General features: G+C 34.8%; 18 protein-coding genes. 17 read left to right on the forward strand and 1 reads right to left on the reverse strand.

The annotated features are described in order from the left end of the window. Positions 1–36 precede the first annotated feature (36 nt). Positions 37–816: a CheR family methyltransferase gene (locus tag BLQ66_RS04320; RefSeq protein ID WP_074521117.1), complete on the forward strand. Its 780-nt coding sequence runs from the start codon at positions 37–39 to the stop codon at positions 814–816. Positions 817–867: 51 nt separating this feature from the next. Here the strand turns inward: BLQ66_RS04320 and BLQ66_RS04325 are convergent, their stop codons facing one another. Beyond that, positions 868–1,941, reverse strand: coding sequence for a ribonuclease H-like domain-containing protein (locus BLQ66_RS04325; protein WP_180364694.1), 1,074 nt, complete (start codon positions 1,939–1,941; stop codon positions 868–870). Between the two features lie 401 nt (positions 1,942–2,342). Here BLQ66_RS04325 and rsxC point away from each other — a divergent pair, with 401 nt between their 5' ends. The 16 genes from rsxC (at position 2,343) to BLQ66_RS04405 (ending at position 21,413) form a co-directional block, all read left to right on the forward strand. Further along, a complete protein-coding gene (gene rsxC, locus BLQ66_RS04330; protein ID WP_027431819.1) occupies positions 2,343–3,662 on the forward strand; it encodes an electron transport complex subunit RsxC in 1,320 nt (439 codons plus the stop codon). A 14-nt stretch (positions 3,663–3,676) separates the two neighbouring features. Further along, positions 3,677–4,660, forward strand: a complete 984-nt coding sequence (locus tag BLQ66_RS04335) for an RnfABCDGE type electron transport complex subunit D (protein ID WP_074521119.1) — start codon at positions 3,677–3,679, stop codon at positions 4,658–4,660. 3 nt (positions 4,661–4,663) lie between these two features. Then, positions 4,664–5,302: an RnfABCDGE type electron transport complex subunit G gene (locus BLQ66_RS04340; RefSeq protein ID WP_074521120.1), complete on the forward strand. Its 639-nt coding sequence runs from the start codon at positions 4,664–4,666 to the stop codon at positions 5,300–5,302. After that, entirely contained in the window at positions 5,302–6,003 is a 702-nt protein-coding gene (gene rsxE / locus BLQ66_RS04345) for an electron transport complex subunit RsxE (RefSeq protein WP_074521121.1), read from the forward strand. The genes BLQ66_RS04340 and rsxE overlap by 1 nt, the downstream gene beginning before the upstream one ends. A 1-nt stretch (position 6,004) precedes the next feature. Continuing rightward, positions 6,005–6,577 (forward strand): electron transport complex subunit RsxA, encoded by a 573-nt coding sequence (rsxA, locus tag BLQ66_RS04350; protein ID WP_074521122.1) that lies wholly within the window; start codon positions 6,005–6,007, stop codon positions 6,575–6,577. A 15-nt stretch (positions 6,578–6,592) separates the two neighbouring features. Continuing rightward, complete coding sequence (locus BLQ66_RS04355; RefSeq protein ID WP_074521123.1) at positions 6,593–7,396, forward strand: RnfABCDGE type electron transport complex subunit B; 804 nt, start codon at positions 6,593–6,595, stop codon at positions 7,394–7,396. A 218-nt stretch (positions 7,397–7,614) separates the two neighbouring features. Then, positions 7,615–10,533: a YfhO family protein gene (locus BLQ66_RS04360; protein ID WP_074521124.1), complete on the forward strand. Its 2,919-nt coding sequence runs from the start codon at positions 7,615–7,617 to the stop codon at positions 10,531–10,533. Then, positions 10,518–11,822: an ATP-binding protein gene (locus BLQ66_RS04365; protein WP_074521125.1), complete on the forward strand. Its 1,305-nt coding sequence runs from the start codon at positions 10,518–10,520 to the stop codon at positions 11,820–11,822. The genes BLQ66_RS04360 and BLQ66_RS04365 overlap by 16 nt, the downstream gene beginning before the upstream one ends. A 12-nt stretch (positions 11,823–11,834) precedes the next feature. After that, positions 11,835–12,443, forward strand: a complete 609-nt coding sequence (ruvA, locus tag BLQ66_RS04370) for a Holliday junction branch migration protein RuvA (protein ID WP_074521126.1) — start codon at positions 11,835–11,837, stop codon at positions 12,441–12,443. A 71-nt stretch (positions 12,444–12,514) separates the two neighbouring features. Beyond that, positions 12,515–13,528 carry a Holliday junction branch migration DNA helicase RuvB gene (gene ruvB / locus BLQ66_RS04375; protein WP_027431827.1) on the forward strand — a complete coding sequence of 338 codons (1,014 nt, stop codon included), beginning with the start codon at positions 12,515–12,517 and terminating at the stop codon, positions 13,526–13,528. Between the two features lie 126 nt (positions 13,529–13,654). Then, complete coding sequence (locus tag BLQ66_RS04380) at positions 13,655–14,056, forward strand: cell division protein ZapA (protein WP_027431828.1); 402 nt, start codon at positions 13,655–13,657, stop codon at positions 14,054–14,056. Positions 14,057–14,109: 53 nt separating this feature from the next. Continuing rightward, on the forward strand, positions 14,110–16,686 hold the full coding sequence (locus BLQ66_RS12010; protein WP_074521127.1) for a peptidase U32 family protein: 2,577 nt from the start codon (positions 14,110–14,112) through the stop codon (positions 16,684–16,686). After that, the gene (locus BLQ66_RS04390) at positions 16,687–18,021 is read left to right on the forward strand and encodes an FtsW/RodA/SpoVE family cell cycle protein (RefSeq protein ID WP_074521128.1); all 1,335 of its coding nucleotides are present in this window, start codon (positions 16,687–16,689) and stop codon (positions 18,019–18,021) included. After that, a complete protein-coding gene (locus BLQ66_RS04395) occupies positions 17,993–19,453 on the forward strand; it encodes a peptidoglycan D,D-transpeptidase FtsI family protein (protein WP_074521129.1) in 1,461 nt (486 codons plus the stop codon). The genes BLQ66_RS04390 and BLQ66_RS04395 overlap by 29 nt, the downstream gene beginning before the upstream one ends. Positions 19,454–19,596: 143 nt before the next feature. Then, complete coding sequence (locus BLQ66_RS04400; RefSeq protein WP_074521130.1) at positions 19,597–20,223, forward strand: PilZ domain-containing protein; 627 nt, start codon at positions 19,597–19,599, stop codon at positions 20,221–20,223. A gap of 92 nt (positions 20,224–20,315) precedes the next feature. Next, the gene (locus BLQ66_RS04405; protein ID WP_074521131.1) at positions 20,316–21,413 is read left to right on the forward strand and encodes a lytic transglycosylase domain-containing protein; all 1,098 of its coding nucleotides are present in this window, start codon (positions 20,316–20,318) and stop codon (positions 21,411–21,413) included. Positions 21,414–21,557: the final 144 nt, after the last annotated feature.

The following is a 21,557-nucleotide window of genomic DNA, read 5'->3' on the forward strand; positions in this document are numbered from 1 at the left end:
GTGATTGTTCGTGACCAATCGCAGGAAAGAGGCAACATGATTAAAGATTACGAAGATTTCAAGAAGTTTGTTTTCCAGACAACTTCCATTGATCTTAATGCCTACAAAGAGAGGCAGATGAAGAGACGTATTGACACTTTAATTTCTCGTAATAGGTTTCCAGATTATGAAACCTATTCTAAAGCCCTAAAGACAGACAAGGAAAAGTTAGATGAGTTTGTAAACTATCTAACTATTAATGTGTCGGAATTCTATAGAAATCCTAATTTATGGAGGACGCTTGAAACACAGATTTTACCTGATTTAATTAGCAAATTTGGTCAGAATTTAAAGATTTGGTCAGCAGCTTGTTCTACAGGTGATGAGCCATATTCTCTAGCTATGGTTATGGCAAAGCTTGTGCCAATAAATAAGGTTAAAATCTATGCCACAGACATTGATTCTCAGGTCTTAGAAAAGGCCCAGGATGGCGTTTATGGTGCTAATTCTCTAGCAGGTCTTCCAAAGGAATATAAGGATAAGTACTTTGAGAAGATGGGTGATAGATACTTTAAGATTTCAGATGAAATCAAGAAGTGCGTAGATTTTAAGAAGGCAAATCTTTTAAAGGATAGTTATCCTTCAAATTGTCATTTAATCGTTTGTAGAAACGTAATGATTTACTTTACAGAAGAGGCTAAGGATGAAATCTATAAAAAGTTTAATAGGTCCCTTGTAAAGGATGGCTGCCTCTTTGTTGGAAACACTGAGCAGATCATAAATCATAAGGAATTAGGCTATGATTTTGACGAGCTCTTCTTCTATAGAAAAGTCTAAGACCTAAAGCCTTAAACTTTTCTTTTGGGAAAGGGAAAACTAGCACTTAAACTAATATGAATTAGCGGCGTACTTAATTAATACACTTAGGTATGCCGCTTTTTTTATTGCCTCCATATCCTTTAATTCCATAAAGAGATCATTTTTTTCAAAACTCTCTTTGAAAATGTTTATCTCCTCAAATTCCTCAAAGACCGGAATAAATCTAGAAGCATGACAGATATAACAATTCTCTTTTGTCGCTTTTATTCTAAACTCTTTATCAATATAATTAGCCACAGATTTATGTATTGCCTTATTCTCATTTGGTATAAAGAAGTAGTCTTTATAGTTTTTATAAAAATGCTTCAACTCCGTCTTAATTACTTTTATCTTTATAGATACATTTTCCTTAGTTACTTTTAAAGAAAAGTAGTCAGAGTTAAAATTAAAGTCCTTAGCTAGTGGGGCTAGAAGCTTAAAAGAAAGATTAATTTCTGATTGTAAGTCTTTTTCCTCTAGAAGAAAGTCTAGCTTAGCCTCTTTATTTATCTCGTTATTAAGTAGATTTTCTAGATAGACCTTATTGTTAGCTATAAATTCAAGCTGGCTTAGGGCAGTAGTAGCTAATATATGAAGCATGCCCATTAAATCATCGTGATTGTGTAAAAGAATTAACTCTCTTTTTTCTTCCTCTTTAAAGGCAATGAAGTCCTTAAAGAGCTTAATAAGCTCCTTACCGCTAAATTTATCCTTTCTTTCATAGCCTAGATACTTTTCCACGTCCTTTTGCTTGTGACTTTCAAGGGGAAGTTTATTTTTATAGGCTCTAATAATTTTAAAAAGATCCATAGATTCATAAGAATTTTCCTGTAAAAATTCCTTTTCAATTGGTAATTCGTGAAATTTTGCCCTCTTTTTTAGGAAAGGAATGTCAAAACTGTCTCCGTTATAGTGTACTAAATTTAGTACATTTACCCCTGATAGTACCTTATTGAATGTTAAAATTAGGGCAATTTCATCCTCAGCCTTCTCACAAAATAGCTGATTTAATTCCCAGTTTTTACCATTAAATTTAATGTAACCTAGGAGATAAATCATGGAATTTCTAGCAGAAAGACCAGTGGTTTCTATATCGAAAAACACAGTATTTGTGCGGCTTTTATTAAATATTGTTAAAAAATTATCTATGCTATTTAAAAGATTTGTATCAACGATTTGTTTGTTTACAGTATACAATTTGTTGCCTCCCTTGATATAAATTTCACAAAAAACACTGTTAAGAAAATATCATTTTTTGTCTATTATATACGAAAATATATGCAAAAAAAAGTAGATTTATTTTTCTTAATGATATAAAATAATCAAGTAAAGAGATTTTAGTTAAAATTTATCATTAAGCTTTAATGGTAAGTGCTCAAAATCTAACTCACCAAAAGTTCTAATTTTTTAGGCCTTTTAGTGAGTTATTTTTCGTTTAAGGACTTTGTTTGATTTATAACAAACACTTTAGGCATGAGCAATTTTAAAAAAAAGGAGAGAAATCAATGGGAAAGTGTACATTTAAGGGAGGTATACATCCTTTCGATGGCAAAGAGTTATCTAAAGATAAGCCTATTAAGGAATTATTCCCTGCCCTAGGAGAGATGGTTTTTCCGCTTTCACAGCACATTGGAGCACCTGCCAAACCTCTTGTAAACAAGGGTGACTATGTTTTGGCTGGTCAGCTAATCGCAGAAGCTGGTGGATTCGTATCCGCAAATATTCATTCATCTGTTTCTGGTACTGTTAAAGCAATCGAGCCTAGAACACTTGCAACAGGTGGCAAGTGCAATTCTATCATTATTGAGAATGATGGAGAGTATAAGGAGATAGAGTATAAGGAGTCTAAATTTGAAGATTTAACTAGAGAAGAAATCTTAGACAAAATTAAGGCTGCCGGTGTTGTTGGTATGGGTGGAGCTGGTTTCCCAACTAACGTTAAGTTATCACCAAAAAATCCAGAGAATATTGATTACATTATTATTAATGGTGCAGAGTGTGAACCATACTTAACATCAGATTATCGCAGACTCTTAGAAGAAGGCGATAAGGTTGTAATGGGTCTTAAGATTGCACTTAAGTTATTTGATCATGCTAAGGGTATTATTGCTATTGAAGATAATAAGCCTGAAGCTATTAAGAAAATGAAGAAGTTAGTTGAATCTGAAGCTGATATCGAAGTCAAGGAATTAAAGACTAAGTATCCTCAGGGTGGTGAACGTAGCTTAATTTACGCTACTACTAAGAGAGAAATTAATTCGTCTATGCTTCCAGCTGATGCTGGTTGTATCGTACATAATGTTGATACAGCATTTTCAATTTACCTTGCAGTAATTGAGGGTAAGCCACTTACAAAGAGAATCTGTACAGTTACAGGTGATGGCGTTAAGAATCCTGGAAACTTCTATGTATGGCTTGGTACAAACTACAGACAGTTACTTGAGGCTGCTGGCGGTCCTGTGGGCGAACCAGAAAAGTATATCTCAGGTGGTCCTATGATGGGCTTCTCTATGTATAGCCTTGATGTACCAGTTGTTAAGGGAAGTTCTTCTTTACTTGTATTTGAAGAAGATATCGTATCAAAGATTGATGCTAGTGCATGTATTAGATGTGGCAGATGTGCTGAAGGATGTCCAGAACATTTACTTCCAACAAAGCTTGCTGAATTTGCTTCACGTAATGATGAAGAAGGATTTACAAAGTTTGACGGTATGGAATGTGTAATGTGTGGTAGCTGTTCATATGTTTGTCCAGCAAAGAGACCTCTTACACAGCAGATTAAGTCTATGAGAATGAGAGTCTTAGCTAATAGAAGAAAGAAGTAGAAAGGAATAAAAACATGAGCGAGAAATTTAACGTTTCCACTAATCCACATGTGCGTAGTAAGGTAACTACTCAGTCAGTTATGCGCGATGTTTTAATTGCCTTAACACCTGCTTCGCTATTTGGAATTTATAATTTTGGATTTGATGCATTAATTCGTATTATTGTCGGCGTAGTAGCTTGTATAGCTTTTGAAGCCGTATATCAGTATTTTATGCATTTAAAAGTTACAGTATCTGACTTAAGTGCTGCAGTTACTGGTTTACTTATTGCACTTAATATCCCATCAACACTTAATGTGGGATTTGAAATTGTTGGTTGTGCTTTTGCAATTATTATTGTTAAGCAGTTATTTGGTGGTTTAGGACAGAACTTTATGAACCCTGCCCTTGGTGCTAGATGCTTCTTACTTATTGCTTATACAGGCCCAATGACAAACTTCGTTACTAGTAATTCATTTGCAGTTGATGCATACTCTGGCGCTACACCACTTGCTATCTTAAAGCCAGGTGCAGAGGTGGTTGCTAATTCACCAAAGTTACTTGATATGTTTATTGGTACAACATCCGGTGTAATCGGTGAAACATCTGCAATTTGTTTACTTATTGGTGCTATTTACCTTCTTTGTAAGAAGATTATTAACTGGAGAATTCCAGTGGCTTACATTGCAAGTTTTGCAGTACTTATCTTCTTACTTGCACCAGGACATCAGTTTGACCTTTATTACTTAGCTTGCGAAATTTGTGGCGGTGGTTTACTTCTTGGTGCCTTCTTTATGGCAACAGATTATGTAACATCACCAATCACACCTAAGGGTAAGTTAGTATTTGGTTGCTTACTTGGTATTCTTACATTTATCTTTAGAATGTATGGTGGTTCAGCAGAAGGCGTTTCATATGCAATCATCTTCTCTAACTTACTTGTACCTCTAATTGAAAGAGTTACAGTTCCAAGATCATTTGGTAAGAAGAAAGCAGAAAAGAAGAAGGAGGTAGCTTAAATTATGGGAAAGATTATTAAAGATGCCTCAGTTCTTTTCATCATTACTTTAGTAGCAGGTGTCTTACTTGGTCTTGTTTATCAGGTAACAAAAGAGCCAATTGCTGCACAGAATGAAAAGGCAAAGCAGGAAGCTTATGAAACAGTTTTAGCAGATGCTAGTGAATTCGAAGTTCTTTATTCTGAGGAAAATGCTGACGATGTCGCTTACCTTAGCTCATTACTTAAGGATAGCGCAACAGATTTTTCTAAGGATGACATATCAGAAGTTGTAAAGGGAACAAGTAACGGTGAAACAGTAGGTTATGTTATTACAGTTACAGCCCATGACGGTTACGCTGGAGACATTAAGTTCTCAGTAGGTTTAAGCGTTAGTGGCGAATACCTTGGAACTTCAATCCTTTCAATTGGTGAAACAGCTGGTCTTGGTATGAGAGCTAAGACAGATCCAAGTTTCTTAAACCAGTTTAAGGGTGCAACAACTAGTGAATTTAGCCTTGTAACAGACGGTACAGGCTCAGAAGCTGGAGATGAAATTGTTGATGCTATTTCAGGTTCAACAGTAACATCAAAGGCTATGACAAAGGCTATTAACGCAGCATTAGTTGTATTTGAAACTATTAATGAAGGAGGTAATAACTAATGAATAAGTGTGTAGAGCGTTTATATAACGGTATTATTAAGGAAAATCCTACACTTGTACTTACTCTTGGTATGTGTCCAACACTTGCGGTTACTACATCAGCAATCAATGGTATTGGTATGGGACTTTCTTCAACAGTAGTTTTAGTATTATCAAACCTTGTTATTTCATTACTTCGTAATGTAATTCCAGATGGTGTAAGAATGCCATCATTTATCGTAATTGTAGCTTCATTCGTTACAATGGTTCAGTTCCTTATGCAAGGATTTTTACCATCACTTTATGACTCGCTTGGAATCTATATTCCTCTTATTGTTGTAAACTGTATTATCCTTGGTAGAGCTGAGAGCTATGCTTCAAAGAATCCAGCCCTTCCATCAGCCTTTGATGGTCTTGGTATGGGACTTGGTTTTACAATCGCTATTACAGTTCTTGGTGCTTGTAGAGAGTTACTTGGCGCAGGAACAATCCTTTCATCAGGAAGTTCTGCTTTAGTAGACTTAACTAAGTTTGGTTACACACCAGCTTCAATCTTTATTTTAGCTCCTGGTGCCTTCTTCATGCTTGCTATGCTTGTAGCTATTATGAACAGAGTTAAGAGAAGAAAGGGCATGAAGCCAGCACAGGTTCCTGACTATTTAGCAGGTGATACAGACGAGCTTGGTCACAAGCTTGGCTCATTAGATAAGGAGGAGGCATAGTATGAATTTACTTATTATTGCTATTTCAGCAGCATTAGTTAATAACGTTGTATTAAGTCAGTTCTTAGGTTTATGTCCATTCCTTGGTGTTTCTAAGAAAATTAATACAGCAGCCGGTATGGGTGGCGCTGTTATTGGAGTTATTACAATTTCATCAGCTATTTGTAGTCTTATTTATGACTTTATCTTAACTCCACTTGATTTAACATACCTTAATACAATCGTATTTATCTTAGTTATTGCAACTCTTGTTCAGTTTGTAGAAATGTTACTTAAAAAGACAAGCCCAGCACTTTACGAAGCTCTTGGTGTTTATCTTCCTTTAATTACAACAAACTGTGCAGTACTTGGTATTGCATTAACTAACGTTCAAAACGGTTATAACTTTATTACATCTGTTGTTTCAGGTGTAGGTACAGCTATTGGTTTTGCTATTGCAATTATTATTATGGCTGGTATTCGTGAACGTATTGAATATAATGATGTTCCAGAAAGCTTTAAGGGAATGCCTATTGTACTTTTAACAGCAGGTCTTATGTCAATTGCATTCTTTGGCTTTTCAGGAATTTTATAAAAAGGAGGAGTAAAGATGGGAGTAGTTATTGCAGCTGCAGTAGTTAGTATAACTGGTTTACTTCTAGGCCTCTTCCTTGGTGTAATGGGAAAGAAGTTCTACGTTGAAGTAGATCAAAAAGAAATCGATGTTAGAAATGAGTTACCAGGAAACAACTGTGGTGGTTGTGGTTATGCAGGTTGTGATGCCCTAGCTAAGGCAATTGCAGCAGGAGAGGCAAAGATTGATGCTTGTCCAGTTGGTGGTGCACCAGTTGCTGCTAAGATCGCAGAAATCATGGGAACAGAAGCAACAGAGTCAGTTCGTATGACAGCTTTTGTTAAGTGTTCAGGTACTTGTGATAAGGCAAAGGAAAACTTCACATATTCAGGTGTTATGAAGTGCGTGGATATGAACGTTGTTCCTAATGGTGGTTCTAAGGCTTGTACTTACGGATGTATGGGTTATGGCTCATGTGTTGATGTCTGTGAGTTTGATGCTATCCATGTTATCAATGGCGTAGCAAAGGTTGATAAGGAAAAATGTAAGGCTTGTGGCAAATGTGTCGACATCTGTCCAAGAAACTTAATCGATTTAATTCCTTACAAGCCAAAGGCAAAGAAGAAATATGTTGTAGAATGTGCAAACAAGGATAAGGGTAAGGCTGTTATTGATGTTTGTAGCACAGGCTGTATTGCATGCGGTATCTGTGAAAAGACATGTAAGCTTGATGCAATTCATGTAGTTGATAATTGTGCAATTATTGATTATAGCAAGTGTGTAGGCTGTGGCATGTGTGCTGATAAGTGTCCAAAGCAGGTTATTCATATTCATGCATAATAGAAAAATAAAATAAAACGAAAAGGGCTCCTTTACTTAAATAAAGTAAAGGAGTTCTTTTTTGCTCTAAAAGGGCTTAAATAGTGGAAAAACATAGTTTATTCATAAAATAATCGATAATTTGTTCTAGTAATATAGGCCTTAATATGCTAAAATATAATGAGTTTATAGGATGGTAAATTTAAGTATAGACTAAAATAAATTAGGGCAAAGATATTATGAACGAAATAAGTCAAACTAAGATAAATAATAAAAGAAAAATAAGAAAAAGAGTATTAAGATACATCGGAATATATTCCTTGATATTTGTAATTACAGCGATTCTTGTTTTTTCCTACAATTTTGTGTCAGGTAAAACTTTTATTTGGAAAGCTGATGGTTGGGAACAGCATTTTAAAGCCTTACTTTACTATGCTGATTATTTAAAGGAATTCTTTTATAAGCTCTTTGTGGAGCATAGAATAGAATTTAATCAATGGGATTTTGCCATAGGAGAGGGTGGAGATGTATTAAACACTCTTAATTACTATGTAATAGGGGATCCTTTTGCATTTTTTGCATTTTTAGTACCTTCAAATTATATGTACATTTTCTATGAAGCAATGATCTTGCTTAGATTATATCTTGCAGGCCTTGCTTTTTCATGGCTATGTTTTTCCACAAGAAGAGTTAGAACAACAGCCGTACTAACAGGTGCTATTACATATGTATTTTGTTATTGGGGCATGTTAAATGCTCTAAGACATCCATATTTTCTAAATCCAATGATTTATTTTCCACTTTTAATTTTAGGTGTGGAGAAGATTTTAAAGGGAATAAGACCTTACCTTTTTATCGCTGCAGTTTTTGTTGCAGCTATTAGTAATTTCTACTTCTTTTATATGCAGGTGCTATTAACAGTAGCTTATGTTTTTGTGCGCTTGATATATTTGTATAAAAAGGACATCAAAAAGATGCTTACTAAGTTAGGACAGATTGCTCTAGCTTCTATTGTTGCGGTTATTCCATCGGCAATAATTGTAATGCCAGTGCTTAATGCCTTTTTATCAGATTCAAGATTTAAGACAGCTACACCTTTCTATTTTATATATCCTGTAAAGTACTATCTTCAGATGATTTCAAATTATGTTTCTGAAGGTGATAGTTACTGGCTTTGCATGGGCTATGCAATTCCAACGGTGCTTGCAGTAATCCTACTTTTTATAAAGAGAAAGAAGAATACCCTTTTAAAGATATATTTCTTTATCTGCTTTATAATTATGATTATTCCATTTTTTGGACAGGTTTTAAACGGCCTATCTTATATGTGTAATAGATGGAGCTTTGCCTTTGCGCTACTTAACGCCTATGTCTTAGTAGTTATGTGGGAGAGCCTACTTAATATTAAGGCAAAGGAAGGCCTTGTTATGCTTATTGTAATGGTAGTTTACATGGGACTTTGTATGTTTATTGAATATGCAAGAAACACTAAGTCTTTTTCTCAGCTTATGCTTGGCTTCGTGCTTTTAATTGTTTTAATGCCTCTTATGAGTACGGATGCTGGAAAGCCAGTAATTAGTAGAAAGACTAAGCAGATTTGCATTCTTATTGTGGCTATTATTAGTATTGCAGTTAATAGCTTTTATAAGAATTCAGTAACGGGAGAGAATTACGTATCTGAGTGCGTTTCAGTAGACGACCTAGATATGTTACTTTATAGCAACGAGAATACAGCGCTTCTTACATATTTAGAGAATACTAATATTGATAAGAGCTTTGTAAGATATACAGGTTCTGACCTTGATTATAATTCTAATATGCTTTACGGCTTATCTTCATCACAGTATTACTGGACTTTAACTAACCAGTATGTATCAAGATTTAGATCAGCCCTTGGAATTACTCTTAATACTGAGCTTCCACATAAGTATATTGGCTATGATGATAGAACTTACCTTCTTTCTCTATCTTCAACTCAGTATTACCTTGTGGACTTGACTAAGAAGGTGCAGATTCCTAACGGATTTGTCTATATTGGAACTTATATGGGTTATAAGATATATAGAAATGTTAACGCCCTTCCACTTACTTATAGCTATGATTCTTATGTTACAGAGGATCAGGTGGCAGGTCTTAACGGAGTTGAGTTACAGGAAGTTATGATGAACTCAATTGTTTTATCAGATTCCCAGGCAGAGAATTTATCAACTGATGCACAGAGTCAGGCGGCTATTAAGAATGACGATTCAGCAGCTTATTTTGATGATATTGATTTTTCTAGTGAAAGCCTAGATTATACAATTAATTGTAATTCTGAAGATGTATCAGTGCAGAATAATAGTCTAGTTGTTACAAAGGCTGGAGCTAGCATAACAATTAATTTTACAGGTAAAGAGAATACAGAGACATATTTTGTAATTGATGGTATGAACTATAGCAATGCTTCAACTTATGAGCTTTACTATGGAGATTCAAAGTATGATCCTCTTGATTTATATAATTCCACAAGATGGAATTCCCTTGATTATTCAGAACAGGCTACAATATTTAGCGATTGGTTATTCCATAAGATTTCTTCTACTAACGTAGAGTTAAGCCTTACAGCTTCTAATGGGGCAACTAAGAATATGCGCTATTTTACACCAAGTTATAGTTACTATAATGGTGAAGAGGATTTCTGCGTCAATATGGGTTACTCTAATGATGCGGTTAATTCCATTACAATTACTTTCCCTAAGGTGGGAATTTATTCCTATGATGATATTAAGATTATGAGTCAGGAAACAGACAGAATCTCTTCTTATGTCAACAAGCTATCAGCGAATAGTCTTGATGATATGGAGATTGGCATAGATACTGTTACTGGTAATATTAGTCTTGATAGCGCTAAATTCTTAACCTTTGCAATTCCATATTCTAAGGGCTGGAAGGCCTATGTGGATGGGGAAGAAGTAGATATATTAGAGGGCAATTTAACCTATATGGCCATCTATGTAACTGCCGGCGACCATGAAATTAAGCTAGTCTATAACACGCCGCTTTTTGATGAGGGAAAGGTGGTAAGTTTCCTTGGCATAATTTTACTTGGTGGATATATATTTGTAACAGAACAACAAATTAGGAAAAAGAGGAAGGGCTTTAAATGTATCAAGAAGTAAGTGATTTACTAATTTTTAGTAACATAAAAAGAGATAGTATTCTTTATAAGATGTCCGATATTTTCAAAGATTTTTCTACAAAGGATTATGATAAATCGGAGCTAACTAATAGAATTTATAACGAGATTAGAAGATTATTAGAGATTTCTACAGACTTTGGTTTTGATGAAAATTTATGGCATAACTACATTACTTATCTTTTAATTAGCACAGAAACTCCTTTTAGTGTAACTTGCGAAAAGGTGGGTGCCAATGAGGGCAGTGTAAACATTTTAGCTAAGTCAGACTTTGAAAACTTTTATAAGATCTTTAATTACGACTTTAGCGAAATTGAAGAAAAGTTATCTATTAAGGTCTTTGATATAATTTCAAACTACAAGGCCGTTAAGAAGAGCACTCTTGTCTATAATGCAAATGTATCAGAGAAGGTAAGAAATTTAAGTAGACAGCTTGAAACTGCTAAGTCTGGAGAGGATTTCTTTAAATTTGTAACAGAATTTTATAAGGCTTTTGGTGTTGGAATGTATGGTCTTAATAAGGCCTTTAGAATTAAGGATACTAACGATGAAGTTTCACTTATTCCAATTAATAACATGGATACTGTAGTTTTAGATGATTTAGTTGGCTATGATATTCAAAAGAAGAAGTTAATTGAGAATACAGAAGCCTTTGTTAAGGGCAGAAAAGCTAATAACTGCCTTCTTTACGGTGATAGTGGAACTGGTAAGTCTACATCTATTAAGGCAATTGTTAATATGTATTATAACGAAGGCCTTAGAATGATTGAGATTTACAAGCATCAGTTTAAGGACCTTTCAAGTGTTATTGCTATGATTAAGAATAGAAATTATAAGTTCATTATTTACATGGATGACTTATCTTTTGAGGAATTTGAAATTGAGTATAAGTTCTTAAAGGCAGTAATTGAGGGTGGTGTTGAGACTAGACCTGATAACATCCTTATTTATGCAACTTCTAATAGAAGACATATTATTAAGGAGACTTGGAAGGATAGAAATGATGTGGAAATCGATAATGGAATTCACAAGTCAGATAACATGGAAGAGAAGTTATCCCTTGTTAATAGATTTGGTTGCCAGATTTACTTTGGTAAGCCAGCAAAGAAGGAATTCCAGGATATTGTAATAGAGCTTGCTAAGAAAAATGATATTAAGCTTGAACTTGACGAGCTCTTACTTGAGGCTAACAAGTGGGAAATTGCCCATGGTGGCTTCTCAGGAAGAACAGCACAGCAGTTTATTAATCACTGCTTAAGTATTTCAGACTAGGGAGGTATTGTTTTGCTATCTTATATAAAAGGAGAACTTGCAGAAGTTTTTGAAGATACAATTGTTGTTGAGAATAATGGAATGGGCATTAATGTTAAGGTTCCAGCAACGGTGCTATCAAATATCCCATCCATAGGAGAGGATATTAAGGTCTATACATACCTCTATGTAAGAGAGGATGCCATTAACGTTTACGGCTTTTTAACTAGAGATGACTTAAACGTATTTAAGCTCTTACTTAATGTTAATGGTGTTGGCCCAAAGGCAGCCCTTGGCATTCTTTCAACTATTAGTGCCAATGACCTTAGATATGCAGTTTTATCTGATGATGTGAATGCCATTAAGAAGGCACCAGGCATTGGAGCTAAGACTGCTCAAAGACTTATTATAGAACTTAAGGATAAATTAAAGCTTGAAAGTGAAGAGGCTTTAATTCTTAATGCAAATGTTGGCACTAAGCCTTCAGATGACTTAATCCTTAAAAATGATGCGATTGAGGCTTTAGTATCTCTTGGCTACTCACAAAGAGAAGCTATGGATGCAGTTAAGAAGGTTGATATTAGTGGAAAGAACCTTGATGATATTATTAAGGAGAGTTTAAAGAATTTGGCTTTCTTGTAATCTTTATTAATCGTTAAAGCTAAAAGACTAGAATACATTTTCAAAAAGAATAATAAAAAAGAGGACGAATTATGGAGAGACGATTGATTTCTACCCAAATAACTGAAGAAGATATTGGTAATGAAAATTCTCTAAGACCGGATAGTCTTGATGATTATATAGGTCAGGAGAAGATTAAGAGAAATCTTAAGGTCTATATTGAGGCGGCAAAGAATAGAGGAGATGCCCTAGATCACTGCCTTTTTTATGGACCTCCAGGACTTGGTAAGACTACACTTGCTGGTATTATTGCCAACGAAATGGGAGTTAATTTAAAAGTTACCTCAGGCCCTGCCATTGAAAAACCAGGAGAAATGGCAGCTATACTTAATAATTTAAGTGAGGGCGACATTTTATTTGTGGATGAAATTCATAGATTAAATCGCCAGGTAGAAGAGGTTTTATATCCAGCAATGGAAGATTATGAGATAGATATTATGATTGGTAAGGGCGCAACTGCCCGTTCTATCCGTCTTCAGTTGCCAAAATTTACACTAATTGGTGCAACAACTAGAGCAGGTCTTTTATCTGCACCTTTAAGAGATAGATTTGGTGTGGTATCGCACATGGAATTCTATACTGTGGCAGAGCTTGAAAAGATTATTGTAAGATCTGCATCGGTACTTGAAGTTGACATTGATAGTGAGGGCGCTAATGAACTTGCAAGAAGATCTAGAGGTACACCAAGACTTGCCAATAGATTGCTTAAGCGAGTAAGAGATTTTGCCCAGGTTAAATATAACGGCGTGATTACTAAGGACGTATGTGATTATGCCCTTAATTTACTTGATGTGGATAGGGCTGGACTTGATAAGAATGACAGGCTTATCCTTGAAACTATTATTGATAAATATGATGGTGGACCAGTAGGACTTGATACTTTAGCAGCTTCTATAGGTGAAGATGGTTCCACACTTGAGGATGTTTATGAGCCATATTTAATTCAGAATGGCTTTATTAATAGAACTCCACGAGGTAGGGTTGCTAGTAAATTAGCTTATGAAATATTAGAAAAAGACTATAATAAGCAAATAGAAGAAAATTAGGTCTTTATTTATTTAGAATTTGTCGTATAATGGAACAAATCCTAAATTTTATTGATAGAAGATAAAAAATACTGTATAATTTAATTAAATTATATTGTGTAAAAACCCAAATGGGAGGATTAAAAAATGGAAGAAAAACATACTACTCAGGTGGTTCTTGGAGGTAAGGTGCTTACTGTAGGTGGATATGAAAGTGAGGAATATCTACAGAAGGTTGCATCTTATATCAATAATAAGATAGAGGAATACAACAAAGAAGATAGTTTTAAAAGATTATCATCAGATTTAAGATCGAATCTCTTGTTTTTAAATATTGCTGATGACTATTTTAAGGCAAAGAGAGTGGGCGATAATTTATCAGCCGAGCTTGAAGAAAAAGACAAAGAAATCTATGATCTTAAACATGAATTAATTGCAGCAAGCATTAAGCAGGATGCTGCTAATAAAAGTATTATGTCGCTTCAGGAAGAAGTGAAGAAATACCAGAAAGAAATTGTAAGATTAGAGACAGAAAAGAAAATGCGATAGGGGGAGTTTTAAAAACCCCCTTTTATTATTGCAAATAAAAGAATTGGAGCTATATGAAAAATTCTAATATTATTTTAAACAATAACGCAAAGGCTGAAGTTTTAGCCCCTGCCGGCTCTATAGATATTGCAAAGGCAGTTATTAATGCTGGTGCCGATGCAGTTTATCTAGGTGGAGATATGTTTGGCGCAAGAGCCTATGCAGGAAACTTAAACCCAGAGGAAATGCTAGAGATAATTGAGTATGCTCATAGATATGGCAAGAAGATATATCTAACAGTTAATACTCTTTTAAAGGAACAAGAGATTACAAAATCCCTTATTGATTATTTAATTCCATATTACGAGAAAGGTCTAGATGCTGTAATTGTGCAGGACCTAGGCGTGTTTAATCTTATTCATAAGAATTTCCCAGATATGGATATTCATGCTAGTACCCAGATGACACAGACAGGACCAAAGGGAAGTAAGATTTTACAGGAACTTGGGGCAAAGAGAGTAGTTACTTCAAGAGAAATGAGTCTTGAAGAAATAAGAACTCTTCATAAGGAAATCCCTGAACTTGAAATTGAGAGTTTCGTTCATGGTGCCCTATGCTATTGCTATTCTGGACAGTGCCTTTTATCTAGCTTTAATGGTGGTAGAAGCGGTAATAGAGGTCGTTGTGCCCAGCCTTGTCGTATGCCCTACGAGGTGGATTATAATAACGAAATCATCAATAGAAAAGATGAGAGATACATTTTAAGTCCAAAGGATATGTGCGGGCTAAGCATCCTACCGGATATTATTGAGGCAGGAGTTTATTCCCTTAAGATTGAGGGACGTATGAAAAATGTTACCTATGCCGCCTTTGTTACAAGCATGTATAGAAAGTACCTTGATATCTATTTTGAAAAGGGAAGAAAAGGCTTTAAGGTGGAAGAAAAGGACATTAATGACCTTCTTGATATTTATAATCGAGGCATGTTTACAACAGGTTATTACAATGCTAGTAAGGGTAAGGATATGTTATCTTTAAATAGACCTAACCATATGGGAACTAAGGGCTTGAAGGTAATTTCTAACCAGTCAGGTAGGGTGAAATTTAAGGCCCTTGAAGAGATTAATCCAGGAGATGTCTTTGAAATTGAAGAGGGCGCTAGCTTTACAAGCGGTAAGGCCCTAAAGGCTAACGAGGAGTTAGTGGTTAACCTTCCAAAGAAATATAAGCTAAATCCTGGTAGAGTAGTTAACCGAATGAATAACGCAGCCCTAAAGACATTAGTTCAAGATAATTTTGTAAATAATGAACCAAAACTTGATTTAGATCTTAACATCTATGTAAGTGTTAATGAAAATGCAGTCCTAACCGCTAGTCTAAAAAATCCAAATTATGGCAATAGCTATTATGGAAAGGGCGAAGAGGAAAGAGTTTCTGAATATATCGATGTTAGTGTAACAGGGGATTTAGTGCAGGAAGCAAAGAATGCAGCCATTGATGAAAAGAGTATTAAAAAGGCCCTTTCACAGATGGGAGATAGCTATTTTAGACTTAATAATCTTGATATCTATCTTAATGGCAATGCATTTTTACCAATGGGCTCAATTAAGAAACTAAGAAGAGAATTAATTGAGAAGTTAGACTATGAATTAATAAATTGTAAAAAAAGGACATTTAATGGTCAAAATAGTTTGGCATTTAAAACTAATAGTGGTAAAATTTCTAAATACGGATTAAGTCTGTATTTTACAAATTTTGACTTAAGTAAAAAGATAGAAGACTATAGTGAAATCTCAAGAGTTTATCTAGATTTTTCTTCCCTTTATAAGATTTCATCTAAGCTAAAGGAAGAGGAAGAATTAGAGGAGATAAAGCAGGAGATAGAAAAAATCAAAGCCTTTGGATGTGATTTTTACCTAAGCCTACCATACATCTATAAGATTAGTCATAAGAATACTTTTAGAAAACTTGTGGAAACTGCTATTAATTTAGGGGTTAATGCTTTTCTAATAAGAAACTTAGAAGAATTAAGAACCGTGGATGAATTAATAGACGAATTGGGTCTTGGTGTTTATGAAAATGCAGATGCAAGATTTAAATTTGTCTTTGATAGTAATATGTATTGCTTTAATAAATTTGCAAAGGAAGAGCTTGAAAAAATCAGAGTTAAGAATTTAAAGCTTTCTGGCTTTAGTGCTCCTCTAGAACTTAATAATAGAGAACTAGCAGATGTTTTAGATCCTGATTTTGAGCTTCAGGCAGTCTATAGAGCGCCCCTAATGGTAAGCGAGCAGTGCCCTAAAAAGACTTTTGACAAATGCAACAAAAAGATGGAAAATTATACTATCAGAAACGGTAAAAATAAAGATTATCAGGTTAAATCTGTCTGTCCATTCTGCTACATGCAAATGGATAGTAAAATGATTAACTTATTAGATACGAAGGAAATAAAGGAATTAAATTACGGTCATCTTCGTATTCAGCTTGAAAAGGAAGAGGATTTACTAGCTATCTTTGATGCTCTAGAAATTAATGAGGATAATTCAGAAAGATTAGATAAGATGAAAAAGAACATTAAGTTATCAAAGAATTTAGTAAGAGATAAAAATGAGATTGTAGAATATGGACATTTTTACAGAGGAGTTGAATAAATGCAATCATTGTTATTTAATTTATCAAAATACGTATTAGCCTTTCTTATGGCTTTTTATTGCTTATCGGGTTACATTGGCTATACGACTAAGGAGAAGAAAAGAGGCACGATTTATTTTTGGCAGTACTTGTTAGGCTTTTTGATACATTTGCTTTGTTATAGCATTCTTTATGTGGCCTACGATGATGTGAAATACATTTTCCTCTACGTAGTAGAGTTTATATATTTCTTTGTAGTCATTGTGGTTTACAACCTTTTGTATCCAAAGGCTTCGAAATTGCTTATTAATAATATGTGTATGCTTATGGCCATTGGTTTTGTCATGATAGCAAGACTTGATTATGATAAATGTGTTAAACAATTGGTTATTGCAGCTATTTCCACTATTGTTACCTTTATAATTCCAGCCCTATTTAAAAAGGTTAAGACCTTTAGAAATTTCGCTTGGATTTACTGTGGAATCGGTTTAGTTTTACTTGTAGTTTTGTTACTTGGAAACCAAGTATTTGGTGCTAACTTAACAATTTCTATTGGCGAGTTTTCAATTCAGCCAGCAGAATTTGTAAAGATTACCTTTGTTTTGTTTGTGGCTTCTGCATTCAATCAATCTACGGATTTTAGACAAATTGTTTTAGTAAGTATTGCGGCAGGACTACATTGTCTTTTACTAGTGGCAGCAACAGACTTAGGTGCAGCATTAATATTCTTTATTTGTTATTTAATGATGTTATATCTTGCAACACGTAAGGCTAGATATTTAGCTTGCGGCTTTGTTGCATTTGCAGGGGCATCTGCTCTTGCTTATCAGGCCTTTAGTCATGTAAAGGCGAGAGTTACAGTATGGCTTGATCCTTGGTCATATATTGATACTACAGGCTATCAGATAACTCAGGCACTATTTGCTATTGGCATGGGTTCTTGGTTTGGTTACGGCCTTACAATGGGAGCACCAGAAAAGATTCCAGTTGCAATAAAAGACTTTATGTTTGCTGCTATAACTGAGGAGTTCGGTATTATTTTCTCGCTAGCCCTATTCTTGGTTTGCTTAAACAACCTAATCTTAATGATGAATATTGCAAGTAGATGTAATACTTTATTTTATAGACTTGTGGCAGTTGGACTTGGCGTAACTTATGGCTTCCAGGTATTCTTAGCTGTGGGCGGTTCAATTAAGTTAATTCCAATGACAGGTGTTACAATTCCATTTGTTAGTTATGGTGGTAGTTCATTACTTAGTTCTTTAGTGATGTTTGCTTTAATAAATGCTATGTATAATATGAGACATGATGAAAGAGAGACAGTAAATGGAAAAGAAGTCAAAAAAGAAAGATAAAAAAGATATATTAAATTCAAAAAAAGGTTTAAGAAATAAAGAGACAAATATTATCTCTTATTGCTTTATGAGTATCTTTGCCATAATTATGGTTTATCTTGTTATTTTTAATGAGTTTTTAGCTAAGGACATTTTAAATAATCCTTATAATAGCTTGGTAGATACTCAGGAAGATAATGTAATTCGTGGTGATATTCTTGCTTCAGATGGAACTGTGCTTGCAACAACACAGGTGGATTCTGAAGGAAATCAAACTAGAGTTTATCCACTTGGTTCAGAGTTTAGCCACGTTGTGGGCTTTAATAACAATGGTAGAAGTGGTCTTGAATTATCAGAAAACTACTATTTACTTTCTAAGGCAGACAATGTCTTAAGCCAGATTAGTGATGATATTGATGGAGAGATGTATGAGGGCGATGATGTCTATACAACTCTTTCTGTCACACTTCAAAAGGCAGCTTATGAAGCTCTTGGAACTAACAAGGGTGCAGTAATTGCCATGGATCCAACAACTGGTAAGATTCTTTGTATGGTATCTTATCCAAGTTATGATCCTAATGATGCGGTAGATGATTATTCTACTTGGTTAACTTATGATAGCGATGATTCGGTTTTACTAAATAGAGCTACTCAGGGTCTTTACCCACCGGGTTCTACTTTTAAGATATTAACTTTACTTGCCTATATGGAGCAAAATTCCGATTATGAGGATTTTACTTTTAACTGTTCTGGTAGCGTTTCAATTAGTGGCGGTACTAAGATTAACTGTGCAAGTAATACAGTTCATGGATATGAAACCTTAGTTACAGCTTTTGCAAATTCTTGTAACTCAGCCTTTGCAACTATTGGCGTCTCCCTTACAAGAGCAGAGTATATTAGCTTGGTTTCTAGATTCCTATTTAACCAGTCTTTAGGTGTTGATTTTACATATAATGAGAGTTCCTTCTCCCTTACAACGGACTCTTCAATTAGTGCTGTAGAAGAAACTGCCATTGGACAGGGGCAGACAATGATTAGCCCACTTCATAATTTAATGATAGCTTCAAGTGTTGCCAACGATGGGGTTATGTTAAAGCCTTATCTTGTCGATAAAGTAGTAGATAGCAATGGAAATACCGTTATCTCATACGATTCAGAAGAGCTAGGAATTATGATGTCAGAGAAACAGGCAGAATATATAACAACTTGTATGAAGCAGGTTTGCAAGACAGGTACAGGTTCAGCCTTTAGAAATTATGGTGTATCTGTAGCAGGAAAGACAGGTTCGGCACAGTATGGAGATGGCTCAAATTATCATTCCTGGTTTGTTGGCTTTGCGCCAGCAGATAATCCTAAGATTGCAATATGCGTCATTCTTGAAGGCGGTTTTACAGGAGTTTCTTCTGCTCAATACGTGGCTAGAGACGTTTTAGATGCTTACTTTGGATACTAGAAGATTTATATAGTTTCCCTGTACTTTAACCTTGATAACTAAGCATATCAAGAGTATAATATCTATATAAGCCTTTTTAGGTATAATAGCAATTTAAAATGTTGATTTTGAATGGTAAATTTAGCTTAAAGGGAGAAATGAGTATGAATTTATCTGAATTAATTACTGGAAACATGGTTACTTTACAGGTTCCATTATCCGATAGTTACCACGAGTTTGGGACTCGCATTGTGGGAAAGAAAGATGGGGTATTAATTCTTTCCTGTGTTAAGGTGGCTGGTAAGAACATTAGAATGCCACTTGATAAGATAAACATTTATTGCCAATTACTTAATAAGCTATACATATGGAGAGGTGTTAAAGTTGAAACCCTCCCACTTGGGGCAAGAGTTTATTATCGTATTAAAGATACTAACTTGGAGAGCGAGAATTATAATAGGCGCGGGGCCTATAGATTACCAGTTGATGAGATATTACAGCTAGGTATTTATAGGAATGGCGAAGAGCAAAAAGAAAGCGTTTTAGTAAAGGATATATCAGAATCTGGTTTTGCCTTCATAACTAATAGAGAGTTTAAGAAGGGCGATAGAGTGCGACTTAGTTACACACCAGAGGAAGAAACCTTTGATATGCATGCCTATATTATTAGGTCTTTGTATAACGCTGAAACAGGCAAGTATAGCTATGGCTGTAAGATGCCTGAATTTGATGCGCTTCTTGGCGGCTTTATAATGAAAGAGCAGATAAGAAGAAGGAAGATGTTTGCGTAACATTTTCAAAAGAATTAAGAAAATTAGAGATAGAGATAGGATAAGGATGAAATTTAGGGGCTTTAAAGCTGTCTAGCTTTGGAGGTATTAAGATGAGTGGGATTTATGGAGTAGAAGCACTTGATGGTAATATCTATCAGGTCAAATATTCAAATGATTCTAACAGTGTCACAGGTGATTCCTTTGACACTGTTTTTAATGAGATTAATGCACCAGTTGATTTAGAGAACATTTTTAGTGAGGCAGCAAGTAAGTATGGTGTTAATGAAAACTTACTTAAAGCAGTTGCATACGCAGAGTCAGGCTTTGATACTAATGCAACTTCTAGCGCAGGAGCACAGGGCATCATGCAGTTAATGCCATATGTAGCTGAGGATTTAGGCGTAACAGACCCCTATGATGCTCGGCAAAACATTAACGCGGGCGCATCTTTACTATCGTCTTTATTATCTAAGTATAATGGAAATGTAACTCTAAGCCTTGCAGCTTATAATGCAGGTTCAGGTAACGTTTCTAAATATAACGGAGTGCCACCTTTTAAAGAGACTCAAAACTACATTGATAAGATCAATGATTTACTTGGCGGGGCACTAAGCGGAGATTCCACAACACTTGATGGAACTAGCTCTTCAACAGTTATAGAGGAGAGCTTAGTAGATATTCCTTCTACTAAGATATATTCAAATTCCAATAGTCAAACAAATGAGGAAAGCACACAGCTTAATACTAATGCAAATGCAATTTCAAATAGCGCCTATTTAACAGTAGCTAATAACGAAAAGCTATTAGAACTTTTAAAGGCACTTGCAAACAATGGCAGCAATTCATCTACTTATAAGGACAGCGTAATGCTTGATTTGGTTTCCTTAATTACAGGAAATTATGATTCTGATGAGGATTCAGAGGATTTGATCAGTTCACTTTACACTAATAGTGCTACATCCACGGTTTCAGATAGTGATGAAAGCCTTTTATCATCCTATTTATCAAGCCTTTCAACAGATGAGTTAGATGCCTTAAGTAAAAATTCTCAATTACAAGAGAATTTTGGCCTATCTAGTGAGGCCCTTGCCTTAACTAGTAAATTAAATAACCAAGCTAATAACATCCTAGAAACAGATCTTTATAGTCTTTATGAGGCTCAATCATCTGTTATGAGCCCTGTGTTAGCAAAACTTCTCAATTTATAAATTATTTTTAACAGACTTAAGCTAAAGATAATAAATTTTGGGGGAAAATGTGCCAATACAGTGTTATTTTTTAGACAATCCGTAAGTTGTCTTAGGGTGTTTATATAAAGGAGCCAAACCTATATTTGGCAACATAAGTTAACT

Source organism: Lachnospira pectinoschiza (assembly GCF_900103815.1).
Classification (GTDB): domain Bacteria; phylum Bacillota; class Clostridia; order Lachnospirales; family Lachnospiraceae; genus Lachnospira; species Lachnospira pectinoschiza_B.